At 66.5% G+C, this 14,489-nt stretch carries 15 protein-coding genes and 1 pseudogene; 9 read left to right on the top strand and 7 right to left on the bottom strand.

What is annotated here, in order from left to right; all coding sequences use genetic code 11:
- From OKA11_RS17815 to OKA11_RS17805, 3 genes and pseudogenes are all read left to right on the top strand, one after another.
- Positions 1-236, top strand: a pseudogene (locus OKA11_RS17815) (hypothetical protein); the annotation flags it as partial.
- 1 nt (position 237) lies between these two features.
- On the top strand, positions 238-957 hold the full coding sequence (locus tag OKA11_RS17810) for an NYN domain-containing protein (protein WP_267222763.1): 720 nt from the start codon (positions 238-240) through the stop codon (positions 955-957).
- A 758-nt stretch (positions 958-1,715) separates the two neighbouring features.
- On the top strand, positions 1,716-2,357 hold the full coding sequence (locus tag OKA11_RS17805; RefSeq protein WP_267222761.1) for a hypothetical protein: 642 nt from the start codon (positions 1,716-1,718) through the stop codon (positions 2,355-2,357).
- Between the two features lie 34 nt (positions 2,358-2,391).
- Here the strand turns inward: OKA11_RS17805 and parE are convergent, their stop codons facing one another.
- Complete coding sequence (gene parE / locus OKA11_RS17800; protein WP_267222760.1) at positions 2,392-4,401, bottom strand: DNA topoisomerase IV subunit B; 2,010 nt, start codon at positions 4,399-4,401, stop codon at positions 2,392-2,394.
- A 134-nt stretch (positions 4,402-4,535) separates the two neighbouring features.
- Positions 4,536-5,714 (bottom strand): penicillin-binding protein activator, encoded by a 1,179-nt coding sequence (locus OKA11_RS17795; protein ID WP_267222759.1) that lies wholly within the window; start codon positions 5,712-5,714, stop codon positions 4,536-4,538.
- A 40-nt stretch (positions 5,715-5,754) separates the two neighbouring features.
- Here OKA11_RS17795 and rsmI point away from each other — a divergent pair, with 40 nt between their 5' ends.
- Both rsmI and OKA11_RS17785 read left to right on the top strand, forming a co-directional pair.
- Positions 5,755-6,582 (top strand): 16S rRNA (cytidine(1402)-2'-O)-methyltransferase, encoded by an 828-nt coding sequence (rsmI, locus tag OKA11_RS17790; RefSeq protein ID WP_267222767.1) that lies wholly within the window; start codon positions 5,755-5,757, stop codon positions 6,580-6,582.
- On the top strand, positions 6,579-6,941 hold the full coding sequence (locus OKA11_RS17785; protein ID WP_267222758.1) for a YraN family protein: 363 nt from the start codon (positions 6,579-6,581) through the stop codon (positions 6,939-6,941). Before rsmI ends, OKA11_RS17785 begins: the two co-directional genes overlap by 4 nt.
- Positions 6,942-6,971: 30 nt before the next feature.
- Here OKA11_RS17785 and OKA11_RS17780 read toward each other — a convergent pair whose 3' ends face one another.
- Positions 6,972-7,190: a hypothetical protein gene (locus OKA11_RS17780; RefSeq protein ID WP_267222757.1), complete on the bottom strand. Its 219-nt coding sequence runs from the start codon at positions 7,188-7,190 to the stop codon at positions 6,972-6,974.
- Between the two features lie 121 nt (positions 7,191-7,311).
- Between OKA11_RS17780 and gshB the strand changes: the two genes are divergently transcribed.
- The 3 genes from gshB (at position 7,312) to aqpZ (ending at position 9,746) form a co-directional block, all read left to right on the top strand.
- Positions 7,312-8,298 (top strand): glutathione synthase, encoded by a 987-nt coding sequence (gene gshB / locus OKA11_RS17775; protein WP_267222756.1) that lies wholly within the window; start codon positions 7,312-7,314, stop codon positions 8,296-8,298.
- Positions 8,299-8,334: 36 nt separating this feature from the next.
- Entirely contained in the window at positions 8,335-8,934 is a 600-nt protein-coding gene (locus tag OKA11_RS17770) for a DedA family protein (protein WP_142633568.1), read from the top strand.
- A 113-nt stretch (positions 8,935-9,047) separates the two neighbouring features.
- A complete protein-coding gene (aqpZ, locus tag OKA11_RS17765) occupies positions 9,048-9,746 on the top strand; it encodes an aquaporin Z (RefSeq protein WP_267222755.1) in 699 nt (232 codons plus the stop codon).
- A gap of 45 nt (positions 9,747-9,791) precedes the next feature.
- On the opposite strand, the gene OKA11_RS17760 is transcribed toward aqpZ, so the two are convergent.
- The 4 genes from OKA11_RS17760 to rph all read right to left on the bottom strand — a co-directional run bounded on the left by OKA11_RS17760 (position 9,792) and on the right by rph (position 13,282).
- Complete coding sequence (locus tag OKA11_RS17760; protein WP_267222754.1) at positions 9,792-10,706, bottom strand: tyrosine recombinase XerC; 915 nt, start codon at positions 10,704-10,706, stop codon at positions 9,792-9,794.
- On the bottom strand, positions 10,703-11,854 hold the full coding sequence (hemW, locus tag OKA11_RS17755; protein WP_267222753.1) for a radical SAM family heme chaperone HemW: 1,152 nt from the start codon (positions 11,852-11,854) through the stop codon (positions 10,703-10,705). The genes OKA11_RS17760 and hemW overlap by 4 nt, the downstream gene beginning before the upstream one ends.
- Before the next feature lie 8 nt (positions 11,855-11,862).
- Positions 11,863-12,492 (bottom strand): RdgB/HAM1 family non-canonical purine NTP pyrophosphatase, encoded by a 630-nt coding sequence (gene rdgB / locus OKA11_RS17750; RefSeq protein WP_267222752.1) that lies wholly within the window; start codon positions 12,490-12,492, stop codon positions 11,863-11,865.
- A gap of 73 nt (positions 12,493-12,565) precedes the next feature.
- On the bottom strand, positions 12,566-13,282 hold the full coding sequence (rph, locus tag OKA11_RS17745) for a ribonuclease PH (RefSeq protein WP_267222750.1): 717 nt from the start codon (positions 13,280-13,282) through the stop codon (positions 12,566-12,568).
- Positions 13,283-13,443: 161 nt separating this feature from the next.
- Between rph and hrcA the strand changes: the two genes are divergently transcribed.
- A complete protein-coding gene (gene hrcA / locus OKA11_RS17740; RefSeq protein WP_267222748.1) occupies positions 13,444-14,481 on the top strand; it encodes a heat-inducible transcriptional repressor HrcA in 1,038 nt (345 codons plus the stop codon).
- Positions 14,482-14,489 lie beyond the last annotated feature (8 nt).

The following is a 14,489-nucleotide window of genomic DNA, read 5'->3' as shown; positions in this document are numbered from 1 at the left end:
CCTTCCCGATGCTCTGGCTCACGGGAGAGGGGCTGCGGCGCGGGTTCCTGCCTTACGAAAAGCTGGTCCTGCTGCTCGCCTTCGTGGCCACGGCCTTTGCCAGGCCCCTGGCATTGAACCTGTCTGCTCCGATCATGCCGCTGGTGTTGCTGGCCTTTTTTGCCATAGTCTGGCGCCGGGCAACCTTGCGCCCCGCCGCGCATTGCGAGGAACAGCCCCAACCGGAAGGAGCCTGAAGTGCCAGCAGCCAAGCCGCGCGCCGCGCGCAACATCGCGCTGTTGATCGATGCCGACAATGCCTCGCCCGCCAATCTGGAAGCGGCGCTGACCATTCTCGGCGATCTGGGTTCGGTCAATGTCCGGCGGGTCTACGGCAACTGGAGCAAGGTCTCGCTGAAAGGCTGGTCGAAGCTGGTGCTGCGCCATGCGCTGGAGCCGCAGCAGCAGTTCGACGTGACCAAGGGCAAGAACGCCACCGACATGAAGATGACCATCGATGCGATGGACCTGCTTTACGGCGGCCACATCGACGGTTTCGGCCTGATGACCAGCGACAGCGATTTCATGCCGCTTGCCATCCGGATCCGCCAGAACGGCACGCCGGTCTACGGTTTCGGCACAAGCCGCACGCCCGAGGCGTTCCGCGAGGCCTGCACGCGCTTCATCGACCTCGATACGCTGCCCGGCGCGGATGCCGACGACAGCGCGGCGCCGCCTTCGGCCCTGCCGCCCCTCGATGCCGATCTCGTGAAACTGATCGGCGAGGCGTGGAAGGCCAGCAAGCGTGACGAGGGCGGGTTTGCCAGCCTGTCCGAAGTCGGCCAGCGGGTGGCCAACCGATCGAGCTTCGATGCGCGCAGCTACGGGTTCTCGCGGCTCTCGGAACTGGTGCAAACGCTGCCCAACTTCGCCACGGAGAAGCGCGAGAGCGGGCTGTTTCTTAAGCGGATGCGCTAGGAACTGGTCGAGACCGCCGCTGCCCGGTCAACCTAGGCGGCGTGGACAAATTCAGCGGGGAGCGGAGCGACCGAGTTGGGTGGGAAGCGGAAGTGGACGCTGCCCCAACCACCCCGCTCATGCTGAGCTTGTCGAAGCATGGGGGCTCAGCGCCCCGCTTCGGGGCCTTCGACAAGCTCAGGCTGAGCGGGTGGAGATGTCTGCTTAGGGTGGGAAGTGGTGTTTGTGGGCCAGAGCATTTTGCCCGTATGACCGCGACATGAGCCCATTGACCCGTTTCTACATCGCCACCTTCGGTTGGATACTTTTCGTCCCCCTGACCATCTTAGTTGGCAGTTTCAGTGATCGAATCGGCCAGCCTTTGTTGCTGGGAACGTTCGCTCTTTGCGTGGTGTCGAGCATCTATGCGCGCTTTTTCGCTCGGTGCCCGACATGTAGGTGGCGCATCGCGACTTTCGGCAAACCGTTCGTTCGCTCTCTCCCACCACAACATTGTCCTCGCTGCGGCACAGACCTAACTCAGGTAGTGTGAAGTCCAGAATGGGGCGTAAACGGCCGCTCGAATTTGTCCACGCGCCCTAGTCCAGGGGGCGGTCAAACCGCGCTCCATGGGCAGTTTTCAAGCCGGTTCCAAACCCGCGAGTAACCGTTGCTGTCATGATTTTAACTTTTCGAACAGCGTATTGGGGTTTGACAGCGGTTGCCGGGGAATTCTAATCCCGCCCTTGAGGTTTTCTTGCCTCACGGGGGAAATTAGCATGAAATTGAAGTATGCTGCGGGCTTCTGCCTGCTGGTGTCGGTTGCTGCTGCGGGTCAGGCACAGCAACAGGGTGCAGCCGTGACGCCGGCGGTGGCACCGGCGGTGGCTCCGGCCGAAAAGCAGGTTGCCGTGCCGGTCGCGCAGCCGCAGGACAACATTCTGCGCGCAGGCCTTGAGGTTCCGCTCCTCACGCGTGAGGAACTGACGACCAAGGGCAAGAAGCTGAAGGTCGGCCAGCGCTTCCAGATGGAAGTTGCCGCCAACATCGAACGCAATGGCATGGTCGTGATCCCGGCAGGCACGCCCGCAATCGGCGAGATCACCGAAGTGCGCAACAAGGGGATGTGGGGCAAGTCGGGCTATATCGGCGCGCGTGTTGTGTCGATCCGTCTCGGCGATCGCAATATCCGCGTGACCGGCACGTTTGACGACAAGGGTGTCACCGGCACGGGCGGCGTTGTTGCGGCCATCGCCTTCGTGCCGATCGCCGGGTTCCTGACCACCGGCACCAGCGCGTTCATCGCGACGGGCTCCCCGGTCAAGGGCTTCCTCGACGAGGATGTGACTTTCGCTGCGACTTCCGCTCCCGCGCCGATCCCGGTGGCGGCTACGCCCGTAGCGTCTTCCGGCGCCCAGTAAGGCGTACAGGTATCACATCGGACTGATCGGCGCCTCAGGCGTCGATCAGTTCCGGATCGATCTCGCCCGCGCGGTTCTGGATGAACTGGAAGCGGTGTTCGGGGTTGCGACCCATCAGGCGGTCGACAAGGTCCTTAACCGCCGCGCGGCCTTCGTATTCGGGCGGCAGGGTAATGCGGATCAGCGAGCGACTGGCCGGGGCCATCGTCGTCTCGCGCAGTTGCTGGGGGTTCATCTCGCCCAGACCCTTGAAGCGGCCGACTTCGACCTTCTTGCCCTTGAACATCGTCTGTTCCAGTTCGGCGCGGTGCTCGTCGTCGCGGGCATAGGCGGATGTCGAGCCTGAGGTCAGGCGGTAGAGCGGCGGCTGGGCAAGGTAGAGGTGCCCGCGCCGTACGATTTCCGGCATTTCCTGGAAGAAGAACGTCATCAGCAGCGTGGCGATATGCGCGCCGTCGACGTCGGCATCGGTCATGATGACCACGCGGTCATAGCGCAGGTCGTCGGCGTTGCAGTCCTTGCGGGTACCGCAGCCCAGCGCGAGGCCGAGGTCGGCGATTTCCTGGTTGGCGCGGATCTTGTCGGCCGTGGCGCTGGCGACGTTGAGGATCTTGCCGCGGATCGGCAGGATCGCCTGTGTCTTGCGGTCACGCGCCTGCTTGGCCGAACCGCCCGCCGAATCGCCCTCGACGATGAAGAGTTCGGTCTCGGCGTCCGTTTCGCCCGAGCAATCGGTAAGCTTGCCGGGCAGGCGCAGTTTCTTGGCGTTGGTGGCGGTCTTGCGCTTGACCTCGCGCTCCGCCTTGCGGCGCAGGCGCTCGTCCATGCGCTCCATGACCGCGCCCAGCAGCGCCTTGCCGCGCTCCATGTTGTCGGTCAGGAAGTGGTCGAAGTGATCGCGCACGGCCGCTTCCACCATGCGCGCGGCTTCCGGACTGGTCAGGCGGTCCTTGGTCTGGCTCTGGAACTGCGGGTCGCGGATGAAGACCGAGAGCATGACTTCGCTGCCGGTCACCATGTCGTCCGGGGTGATGTCCTTGGCCTTCTTGGCCTGCCCGACAAGCTCGGCAAAAGCGCGGATGCCCTTGGTCAGCGCACCGCGCAGGCCCTGTTCGTGGGTGCCGCCGTCGGGCGTGGGAATGGTGTTGCAGTACCAGGAATAGGAGCCGTCCGAGTAGAGCGGCCAGGCGATTGCCCATTCGACGCGGCCCTGTTCGGAGCCGTCCTCGCCGCGCGGGAATTCCTGGCTGCCGGAGAAGAACTGCGTGGTCACGCATTCGCGGCTGCCGATCTGTTCGGCAAGGTGGTCGGCCAGGCCGCCGGGGAACTGGAAGGTCGCCTCAGCGGGAATGCCGTCCACCGCGAGCGCGGGTGCGCACTTCCAGCGGATCTCGACGCCGGCGAAGAGGTAGGCTTTCGAGCGCACCAGCTTGAACAGGCGCGCGGGCTTGAACTTCTGGTCGCCGAAGATCTCGGTATCGGGGGTGAAAGTGACGGCGGTGCCCCGGCGGTTGGGCGCCGCGCCGACTTTCTGGAGCGGGCCGAGCGTCACCCCGCGAGAGAACTCCTGCGCGAAGAGTTCCTTGTTGCGGGCAACCTCGACGCGGGTCTTCACGGACAGCGCGTTGACCACCGAGATGCCGACACCGTGCAGGCCGCCCGAGGTGGCATAGGCCTTGCCGGAGAACTTGCCGCCCGAGTGCAGGGTGGAAAGGATCACCTCGAGCGCCGACTTGCCCGGATACTTGGGATGCTCGTCAACCGGGATGCCGCGCCCGTTGTCGGTGATGGTAAGGCGTCCGGCGGTGCCCGGTTCCTCTTCCAGCGTCACCTCGATGCGGTTGGCGTGGCCCGCGACGGCTTCGTCCATCGCGTTGTCGAGCACTTCGGCGGCGAGGTGGTGCAGCGCGCGCTCGTCCGTGCCGCCGATGTACATGCCCGGACGGCGGCGGACGGGCTCAAGCCCCTCCAGCACTTCGATGGCCGAACCGTCGTAGGTTTCACCGCCCGCGGAGGGGAGCTTTTCGAAGAGGTCGTCGGACATGGGTGCGACTATAGGCAGGCGGAAAATCCGCGATCAAGCGCATGCGTCCGATTTTTCGCAGCGATTGGGGAAAAGTGGAAGAAAAAGAGAACAAAAGGGGTGGGGCGCCGCTGCGGACGCCCCTTTGCGTCCCGTTATTTGCCGGTGGCGAAGCCGGTCGGCGCGGCGTCGATCACTTTCACCGCGCCGGCAGAGACGGTGCGCACTTCCAGCGCGCGCTCTATCAGGCCGCTACGGTTGAAGCGGAAAGCGCCGTCGACACCGAGGAAGCCGTCCTGCGCGAACATCGCCGCCGTCGGGAAGGCGGCGCCCTGCTTCCAGTCACGCGCGACGCGCAAGGTGAGCAGAACCGCGTCGTAGCCGAGCGTGGCGATGCGGAAGGGCTGCACGCCGAAGCGGGCGCGATAGCTCTTGGAGAACTGGCCGAAGCGCGCATCCGAAACGGTGGAGAACCAGGCGCCGTTCAGCGACGGCGAGGCCGCCAGCTCCTTTTCGCCGCTCCACAGCTCGGTGCCGAGCAGGCGGACCGAAGTGGTGCCGCCACCGGCGCGATAGGCCGTCGCCGCACGGGCCGAAAGGCTGCCGCTGTCGGCGATCAGCAGGGCGCCGAAGCCGCCCTTGGCCTTGATGCGGGTGGCTGCTGCGCTGATCGAGGCGGCGGTGCGGTCATAGGGCTCCATGGCCAGCACGGTGCCGCCGCCGGCGCGCACGGTCGAAAGCAGCGAAGCACTGACGCGCTGGCCGTAGTCGCCGCGCGGGACGAGGGCGGCGAAGCTCGAGACGCCCTGCTGGCGGGCATAGGCCACGGTGCGCGCGACCGACTGGCCGGGCAGATTGCCGATCACGAACACGTCGGCTCCGGCCGCTTCCTCGTCGTTCGAGAACGAGATGAGCGGCACCCTGGCAGGCTTGGCGACGGCACGGACCGAAGCGATGTCGTCGGCCAGCAGCGGGCCGAGGATCAGCTTGTTGCCGTCCGCCACCGCCTTGCGTGCGGCCTCGCCAGGATTGGCGCCGGTGTCGTACGTGGTGATGCGCAGGTTCTTGGCGCCGGTATCGAGCAGCGCCATGTTCGCGGCATTGGCCAGCGACTGCCCCACGCCCGCGTTCGGGCCGGTGACCGGAACCAGCAGCGCGATGCGGTGGCGGTCGGTGTCGGAGGCGACGACATTGTTCTCGCTCGGCGTCGGCGTCGGCGCCGGTCCTGGGGCAGGGGCCTTGGGAACGACCGCGCAGCCGGCGAGCAGGGCCATGGCGGCTCCGGCGAGGAAGTTGCGCCGATGGGTACGCCCGATGAGGGTCGTGTCGAACATTGCTTGCCGCTCCCGTGGTCCTTGGGCCATTAGGCCGATGATGGAAAACAGTCTTTCACCGGGCCTCTACATAGTCGCAACCCCGATTGGCAACCTCGGGGACATAACCTTGCGGGCCGTCGAGACGCTGCGGGGCGTCAGCGCGGTTGCCTGCGAGGATACCCGGGTGACCGGCAAGCTCCTGCATCATCTCGGCATCAAGCAGCGGATGATTCGCTACGACGATCATGCCGGCAAGGGGGACCGCGAGCGCCTGCTGGCGCTGATGGAGAGCGAGCCGGTGGCATTGGTCAGCGATGCCGGAACCCCGCTGATTTCGGACCCCGGATACCGCCTCGTGCGCACCGCGCGGGAGCGCGGGATCGCCGTCACCAGCCTGCCCGGAGCCAATGCCGCGGTCATGGCGATGACGCTCTCGGGCCTGCCCAACGACCGCTTCCTGTTTGCCGGGTTCCTCCCCAACAAGGCGAGGGCACGCGAGGGTGTGCTGGCGGATCTGGCCGAGGTTCCCGCGACGCTGATCTTCTACGAGACCGCGCCGAGGCTGGAGGATTCGCTGCTCGCCATCGATTCGGTGCTGCCGGGGCGCGAAGTGGCCGTGGCGCGCGAACTGACGAAGAAGTTCGAGGAATGCCGCAGCGGCACCCCGCAGGACCTGATCGCGCATTACGCCGCGCATCCGCCCAAGGGCGAGATCGTGCTGCTGGTGGCGCCGCCGGGAGACGAACCGCTGGGCGAGGTCGATGTGGATGCCCTGCTGCGCAGCGCGCTGGAGCAGGCCAAGCCCTCGCAGGCCGCGGCCAGCGTGGCCAAGGCGACCGGGCTCGATCGCAAGATGCTCTATGCGCGGGCGCTCGAACTGAAGTGAGCGATCGGCGCGCCCATGCGGAGCGCCAGGGGCGGCGGGGCGAGACGCTTGCCTTGTGGTACTTGCGGCTAAGCGGCTGGCGGGTTCTGGCACGGCGCGCAAAAACAGTGCGGGGCGAGGTCGACCTGGTGATCCGGCGCGGGCGGACACTCTGCTTCGTGGAAGTGAAGTGGCGTTCGCGGGCCGAGGATCTGGGTCATGCGATCGACGCCTACCGCCTGCGCCGGGTGGCGGCGGCGGCGCAAGTGCTGGCGGCGCGATACCAGAAACCCGGCGACAACCTCAGGATTGATGTCCTGTTGCTGGCGCCGGGGTGCTGGCCCCGCCGGATCACCAATGCCTGGCAGCCCGGCGGATGACAGCGGGGGGTCTGGTCAGGCCGCCCAGGCTCAGCCGTGCGGCTTGGGGTGTTCGCTGGGCGCCGGGGTGGGGTGCTCGCCCGGATGCGTGGTGGGGTGCGAGGTCGGGTGGTCAGTGGGATGGCCGGCGGGATGCGGCTCCGGGTTGGCGGCGGCGACCACGCTGCCGAAAACCAGCATCGTCGCCCCTGCCGCAAGAACTACGGCCAGTTTGAACGGGTTGCCTTGCATCAAGGGGGAATTTTGCATGAAGACCGTCCTGTTTCGGGTTCTCGCGGGGGCTTTCCCGCGACGGATGCGAAACTAGTCGCGCAGGCCGCCGATTCCGATTAACCGGCAGTTCCGCAATCCCCCCAAGGAACAGTGATTCATGACCCTGCGCATCGCCGTCCAGATGGACCCGCTCGAGACGATCAACATCGCGGGCGATTCGTCCTTCGCCCTCATGCTTGCCGCACAGGCGCGCGGCTACACGCTGTTCCATTATGACGTCCGCACGCTGGCCTACGACGCGTCCTACGGCGCGGCCGGGAGGCTTACCTGCTGGGGCGCGCCGGTGACGGTGCAGCGCGTCGAGGGCGCGCACTTCACCCGCGGCGAGTACCGGCTGATCGACCTTGTCGCCGATGTCGACGTGGTGCTGATGCGGCAGGATCCGCCGTTCGACCTTGGCTACATCACCGCGACTCACTTGCTGGAACGGCTTGCCGGGCAGACGCTGGTCGCCAACGATCCCGCCTCGGTGCGCAATGCGCCGGAAAAGGTCTTCGTGCTCGATTTCGCCCGCTTCATGCCGCCCACGCTGATCGCCCGCCGGATCGAGGACGTGCGCGCCTTCCAGGAACGGCAGGTGGCTGCCGGCCTCGGCGGCGATCTGGTCGTCAAGCCGTTGCACGGCAACGGCGGCAAGGCGGTGTTCCGCGTGCCTGCCGACGGCAGCAATCTCGGCGCGCTGGTCGAGATGTTCCAGAACGCCTGGATCGAACCGTTCATGGTCCAGCCGTTCCTTCCCGACGTGGCCGAGGGCGACAAGCGCATCGTGCTGGTCGACGGCGTGGTGGCGGGGGCGATCAACCGCAAGCCGGGCGCGGGCGAGTTCCGCTCGAATCTCGCCGTCGGCGGTTCTGCCGAGGCGACCGAACTCACTTCGACCGAATTGGCGATCTGCGCGGCGATGGGGCCGGAACTGAAGGCGCGCGGGCTGGTTTTCGTCGGCATCGACGTGATTGGCGGAAAATGGCTGACGGAAATCAATGTGACTTCGCCCACCGGCATCGTCGCCATCGACCGTTTCAACGGCACCGATACCTGCGCGATGATCTGGGATGCCATCGCGGTGCGCCACGCCGCCCTGTAACGGCGGCTTGCCGTGTAATTCCTTGGAATTTCCGACATGGATGATTGGGTCATCCGCCTGATCGAGGGCGGCGGCTACTGGGGCATCGCATTGCTGATGGTGCTGGAAAACCTGGTGCCGCCGATCCCGTCCGAGCTCATCATGGGTGTGGCCGGGGTCGCCCTGGCGCGGGGCACGATGAGCTTTGCGCCGGTGCTGCTGGCGGGCACCGCGGGCTGCACGCTGGGCAACTACATCCTGTTCCTGATTGCCGATCGCCTCGGCTACGAGCGCATGGAGCCCTTGGTGGACCGCTGGGGGCGCTGGCTGACGATGGAGTGGCACGATGTCGAGCGGGCCGGGCGGTTTTTCCGCCGCCATGGCCACTGGATCGTGTTCGTCATGCGCTTCATGCCGATGTTCCGGACGCTGATCTCGGTTCCGGCGGGGCTTTCGCACATGCGGCACGTGCCGTTCCTGCTCTATACGGCAGCGGGGGCAGCGGTGTGGAACACGCTTTTGCTGATGGGCGGGCAGTGGCTGGGGCACCGCTTCACCGAAGCGGGGCAGTGGATCGGCTGGGCAACCCTCGCACTCGCAGCAATCACGATGGCCTGGTACTTCTGGCGCGTGCTCACGTGGAAGTCGACGCGCTAGATTTACTTCGATCCAGAAAATCGAGCAACGCTATCGCCTTAGAATAAATCTCGCCTATTCAGTCTACGCATAGTGACGTAGTCTTACCCCGCAACCACAGGGGAGCAGACGTCATGTCCAAGCGATTGGCCGCTGAATTTTTCGGTACGTTCTGGCTTGTTTTCGGAGGCTGCGGTGCAGCCGTTCTTGCAGCGGGTTTTCCTGAACTGGGTATCGGCTTTGCCGGCGTGGCGCTGGCCTTTGGCCTCACGGTCGTGACCATGGCCTATGCGGTGGGCTCGATTTCCGGCGGGCATTTCAATCCGGCGGTGTCGCTGGGCATGGCGGTGGGCGGCCGGCTCGACTGGAAGGACCTCCTCCCCTACTGGATCGCCCAAGTGATCGGCGCGATCGTCGCGGCGGCGGCGCTCTTTGCCATCGCGTCCGGCAAGGCGGGCTGGGAACCCGGCGGCTTTGCCACCAACGGATATGGCGCACTTTCTCCCGGCGGCTATTCGCTGCATGCGGCGCTGCTGATCGAAATGATCCTGACCGCCGGGTTCATCGTGGTGATTCTCGGCTCGACCGCGAAGGGCGCGCCGGCCGGTTTCGGCCCGCTCGCCATCGGCCTGTGCCTGACGCTGATCCACCTGGTGTCGATCCCGGTCACCAACACTTCGGTGAACCCCGCGCGCTCGACCGGCGTGGCGCTGTTCGCCGAGACGGCGGCGCTTCCCCAGCTCTGGGCCTTCTGGGTGGCACCGCTGATCGGCGCGGCCATCGGTGCCGCGATCTGGCGCTTCCTGCTGGCGGGCGACGAAGGCGCGGTCTGACTTGGGCCGGCCACGTTCCGGGGAGCGGATCGGCTCCCCGGGGCCTTATTCCGGCTCGCGCGAACCTGGCTGCTCACGCGGGTGCGCGTGGCGGTAGACGTCCAGCAACGTTGCCGCATCCACTTTGGTGTAGATCTGCGTCGAGCCGAGGCTGGCGTGGCCAAGCAGTTCCTGCAAGCTGCGCAGGTCCGCCCCGGCGCCGAGGAGGTGGGTGGCAAAACTGTGCCTGAGCGCATGCGGGGTCGCCGTCGACGGCAGGCCGAGCGCGATGCGCGCGCGCGCCATGGCCTTCTGCACCATGCCCTGCGAAAGCGCTCCGCCCTTGGCGCCGCGGAACAGCGCGCCGCCTCGCTCCAGTGGCCAGGGGCACTTGCGAATGTAATCGGCGACCGCGTCCCGCACGATCGGCAGCAGCGGCACGACCCGCTGCTTGTTGCCCTTGCCGGTGACGGTGATCGTCTCGGCCAATGGCAGCACCGCACCGGTCAGCGCCAGGGCTTCGGCGATACGCATGCCCGCGCCGTAGAGCAGGAGCAGCACCGCCCGGTCGCGCGCGCCGATCCATTCCTCGCGGGCGTCTTGCTCCACCGTTGCGGCGAGGTTCACGGCTTCATCAGGCGTGACAGGGCGCGGAATGCCTTTCTTGACGCGCGGCCCACGCACCCGCGGGCCGGCGCGTTCCGGCACGCCTGCCTGCTGCCGGGCAAAGGCAAGGAAGCTCTTGATCGCCGAAAGCTCACGCGCGGCAGAGACGTTGCCGATGCCGTCCTCGCGCCGCTCGGCAAGGTGCTGGCGCAGCGATCCGGGATCGAGGGCGGCAAGCGCGTCCCAGTCGGTTGCGCCAAGGCCGTCGATCAGCCGAGCTGCGGCAGCGATATAGGCGCGGCTGGTATGCGGACTGCGCCGCCGGGCATGGGTGAGGTGATTGCCCCAGGCTTCGAGCAGGTCCGCCTTGGTCATGTCTCGACGAGATCGGCGGGGACCAGCTCGGCCAGCAGCCCGTCGAGCAGCGCCATGCCCTGATCGGTCACGCCAAGGCGGCTGCCCTGGCGCCAGACCAGACCTTGCGTTTCATAGAAAGCCGCCTTGCCGCCGACGCAGAGCTGGTCTGGGGTGAGGCCGAAGCGATCGGCCAGCGCCGCGAGATCGACGCCTTCGCCAAGCCGCAGGCCCATCAGCATGGCCTCGCTGGCCTGCTCGCGGCGGCCGAGCTCGCGTGTTTCGTTGATTCCATGGCCGTTGCGGTCGATGGCGTCGAGCCAGTTTTCCGGCTTGCGATGGCGCGTTGTCGCCACGCCGCCGCGGCGGCCGTGGGCCCCTGGGCCGATGCCGCAATAGTCCTGATAGCGCCAGTAGGTGAGATTGTGGCGACTTTCCTCGCCGGGGCGGGCGTGATTGCTGATTTCGTAGGCCGGGAGGCCGGCGCCTGCGGTCATTTCGCGGGTGAGCGCGAACATGTCGGCGCAGGCATCCTCGTCCAGCGGGGCGAACTCGTGCTGGCGTACCATGGTGGCGAACTTGGTGCCCGGCTCGATGGTCAGCTGGTAGAGCGAGAGGTGTCCGGTGCCGTAGGACAGGGCATGGGCCAGCTCGCGCTGCCAGGCCTCGAGGCTCTGGCCCGGGCGGGCGTAGATCAGGTCGAAACTGACGCGTGAGAACCGCTTCTGTGCCACCTCAAGCGCTTTCAACCCCTCTGAAGCGTCATGAAGTCGGCCAAGGAAGCGCAGCGTTTCGTTGTCGAGCGCCTGCAGGCCCAGCGACACGCGGTTGACGCCGGCGTCGGCCAGTGCGGCATAATTGGCCGCCTCCACGGAAGAGGGATTGCCCTCCAGCGTGATCTCGATGTCCTCGGCGAAACCCCAGAGTTTCTGCGCTTCATCGAGCAGCCGTGCGACAAGGGCAGGGGGCATCAGCGACGGCGTGCCGCCGCCGAAAAAGATCGACGACAGCGGTTCGCCGCCTGCCACTTCGTGTTCGCGGCGCATGTCCGCCAGCAGGCCGGCCTGCCAGCGATCATGCTCGACCCGCTCGCGGACATGGCTGTTGAAGTCGCAATAGGGGCACTTTGCGAGGCAGAACGGCCAGTGAATGTAGAGTGCGCGGGCCATGGGGCAGATTAGCCTGCGAACTGCTCCGCGACCAGCTTGGCGAAGGCGTCGGCGCGGTGGCTGATCTTGTGCTTTTCCTCGGGATCGAGCTGGGCGAAAGTCACGTCGCGGCCCTGGGGCACGAAGACGGGGTCGTAGCCGAAGCCCATCTTGCCGCGCGGCGGCCACGAGAATGCTCCGTTGACGCGGCCTTCGTAGACGGCTTCCTCGCCGTCCGGCCAGGCGATGGCGAGGACGCAGGAGAACCAGCAGGACCGGTCCACGTCCTCGCCCTGTTCGCACAGCAGGCCTTCGACCTTGCCCATCGCCATGAACCAGTCACGGCCTTTGGCGCCCTCGAACCATTGCCGCTCGGCCCAGTCCGCCGTGTAGACACCGGGGCGTCCGTCCAGCGCGACTACCGAAAGGCCGCTGTCGTCGGCCAGGGCCGGCAGGTTGGCGGCCCTGGCGGCGGCATGGGCCTTGAGCAGGGCGTTCTCGACAAAGGTCGTGCCGGTCTCTTCGGGCTCGGGCAGGCCAAGTTCGCCGGCCGACACGCAGTCGATGCCGAACGGGGCCAGCAGGGCCGAGATTTCCTTCAGCTTGCCCGCATTGTGCGTGGCGATGACGAGGCGGGTGTTACCAAGCTTGCGGGTCATGCGGTTGCTTTTCGAATGGAGCATGCCGCCCCCGCCATGGCGAGGACGGCACCGGGAGGCTTGCGAAAGGGCCTTAGCGGCCGACCGCCTTGGCCTGTTCGGCGAAGATGCGCTCGCAGCCGATACGGGCGAGGCGCAGCAGGCGCAGCAGGCCTTCCTCGTCGTAGGTCGCGCCTTCGGCAGTGGCCTGCGCTTCGGCGATCTTGCCGCCTTCGATCAGCACGAAGTTGGCATCGGCATCGGCCGAGCTGTCTTCGATATAGTCGAGGTCGAGCACCGGGGTGCCTTCGCAGATGCCGCAGGAGATCGCAGCGACGCGGCCGGTGATCGGGTCTTCCTTGATCTTGCCTTCCGCCATCAGCTTGTCGACGGCAAGGCGCAGGGCAACCCATGCGCCCGAGATCGAGGCGGTGCGGGTGCCGCCATCGGCCTGAAGCACGTCGCAGTCGAGCACGATCTGGCGCTCGCCGAGCTTCTTCATGTCGACCACGGTACGCAGCGAGCGGCCGATCAGGCGCTGGATTTCCTGCGTGCGGCCGGACTGCTTGCCCTTGGCCGCTTCACGGCTGCCGCGGGTGTGGGTGGCGCGGGGCAGCATCGAGTATTCAGCCGTTACCCAGCCTTCGCCCTTGCCGCGAAGGAACGGCGGGACCTTTTCCTCTACCGAGGCGGTGACCAGCACACGCGTATCACCGAAGGAAATCAGCACCGAACCTTCGGCGTGCTTGGTGAAACCGGTCTGGATGTCGATGGCGCGCATCTCGTCGGGCGTACGGCCGGAAGGTCGCATGGGAATTCCTCTGGTCAAAGTCTGGTCGTTGATTACCGGCGCCCCCTAGAGCATTTTCGCACGCAGGGGAAACACCTCCGGCGCATGAAAATGCGGCAATCGGACAATCCTGTTCGCATTTGGCTTGAGGCCGCTCCGCGATCGCCTAAATTGACGGTGTGATGCCAGGCCCGCCGATCTCCGAACTGACCACCCGTGCGCGGGACATCTTCCGTCTGGTGGTGGAGGGATATCTGGCCACCGGCACTCCGGTCGGCTCGAAGGCGCTGGCTGGCGGGATGAACCTGTCCTCGGCCTCGATCCGGTCGGTCCTTGCCGATCTCGAATCGCTGGGGCTGCTGGCGGCGCCGCACACCAGTGCCGGGCGGCTGCCCACCGAGGCCGGCCTGCGCCTGTTCGTGGACGGCATCATGCAGGTTGCCGAACCGACCGTGGAAGAGCGGCTGGCCATCGAAAGCCGTATTTCCGCGCCCGGACCGATCGAGGCGGCGCTGGAGGCGACAAGCTCGCTGCTTTCCAGCCTCACATCGGGGGCGGGAGTGGTCATGGTGCCGCGCCGCGAGCCCCGGCTCATGCACCTGCAACTGGTGCCGCTGGGGCCGGGCAGGGCGCTCGCCGTACTGGTCGGCGAGGATGGCGCGGTGGAGAACCGGGTGGTCGAACTGCCCGCGATCCTGCCGCCCGGCGCGCTGGAAGAGGCTTCCAACTACATTTCTGCGCATCTTTCGGGGCGCACGCTGGCCGAAGCTGCACGCGCGATGCGCGGCGATATCGTCAGCGGCAAGTCCGCGCTCGATGCCGCCAGCCGCGAACTGGTGGAACGGGGGCTTGCGGTCTGGAGCGAGGATGCGGCCGCGCGCCCGGTACTGATCGTGCGCGGGCAAGCCAACCTGCTCGACGAGAGCGCGCTTGCCGATCTCGAACGGGTCCGCTCGCTGCTCGACGATCTCGAGAACAAGCAGTCGGTCGCCGACCTGCTCGATCTTGCCCGCGAGGCCGAATCGACGCGCATCTTCATCGGTTCGGAGAACCGCCTGTTTGCGCTCTCCGGCTCATCCGTCATCGCCTCGCCCTATCGCGACCGCGACGGGCGGGTGGTCGGCGTAGTGGGGGTTATCGGTCCGACGCGGTTGAATTATGCGCGCGTTGTCCCCATGGTGGACTTCACTGCCCAGAGCCTGGGCAAGCTCATCGGATAGCTGGAACC

Origin of the sequence: Novosphingobium clariflavum, from assembly GCF_026420865.1 — a bacterium.
Taxonomy (GTDB): domain Bacteria; phylum Pseudomonadota; class Alphaproteobacteria; order Sphingomonadales; family Sphingomonadaceae; genus Novosphingobium; species Novosphingobium clariflavum.
This window is presented reverse-complemented; position numbering and strand designations above follow the sequence as displayed.

Excerpts from the sequence above, each read along its gene's own strand:
- OKA11_RS17805 (WP_267222761.1), top strand. The coding sequence starts at position 1,716 with ATGAAATTGAAGTATGCTGCGGGCTTCTGCCTGCTGGTGTCGGTTGCT.
- parE (WP_267222760.1), bottom strand. The coding sequence starts at position 4,401 with ATGTCCGACGACCTCTTCGAAAAGCTCCCCTCCGCGGGCGGTGAAACC.
- OKA11_RS17795 (WP_267222759.1), bottom strand. The coding sequence starts at position 5,714 with ATGTTCGACACGACCCTCATCGGGCGTACCCATCGGCGCAACTTCCTC.
- rsmI (WP_267222767.1), top strand. The coding sequence starts at position 5,755 with ATGGAAAACAGTCTTTCACCGGGCCTCTACATAGTCGCAACCCCGATT.
- OKA11_RS17780 (WP_267222757.1), bottom strand. The coding sequence starts at position 7,190 with ATGCAAAATTCCCCCTTGATGCAAGGCAACCCGTTCAAACTGGCCGTA.
- gshB (WP_267222756.1), top strand. The coding sequence starts at position 7,312 with ATGACCCTGCGCATCGCCGTCCAGATGGACCCGCTCGAGACGATCAAC.
- OKA11_RS17770 (WP_142633568.1), top strand. The coding sequence starts at position 8,335 with ATGGATGATTGGGTCATCCGCCTGATCGAGGGCGGCGGCTACTGGGGC.
- aqpZ (WP_267222755.1), top strand. The coding sequence starts at position 9,048 with ATGTCCAAGCGATTGGCCGCTGAATTTTTCGGTACGTTCTGGCTTGTT.
- OKA11_RS17760 (WP_267222754.1), bottom strand. The coding sequence starts at position 10,706 with ATGACCAAGGCGGACCTGCTCGAAGCCTGGGGCAATCACCTCACCCAT.
- hemW (WP_267222753.1), bottom strand. The coding sequence starts at position 11,854 with ATGGCCCGCGCACTCTACATTCACTGGCCGTTCTGCCTCGCAAAGTGC.
- rdgB (WP_267222752.1), bottom strand. The coding sequence starts at position 12,492 with ATGACCCGCAAGCTTGGTAACACCCGCCTCGTCATCGCCACGCACAAT.
- rph (WP_267222750.1), bottom strand. The coding sequence starts at position 13,282 with ATGCGACCTTCCGGCCGTACGCCCGACGAGATGCGCGCCATCGACATC.
- hrcA (WP_267222748.1), top strand. The coding sequence starts at position 13,444 with ATGCCAGGCCCGCCGATCTCCGAACTGACCACCCGTGCGCGGGACATC.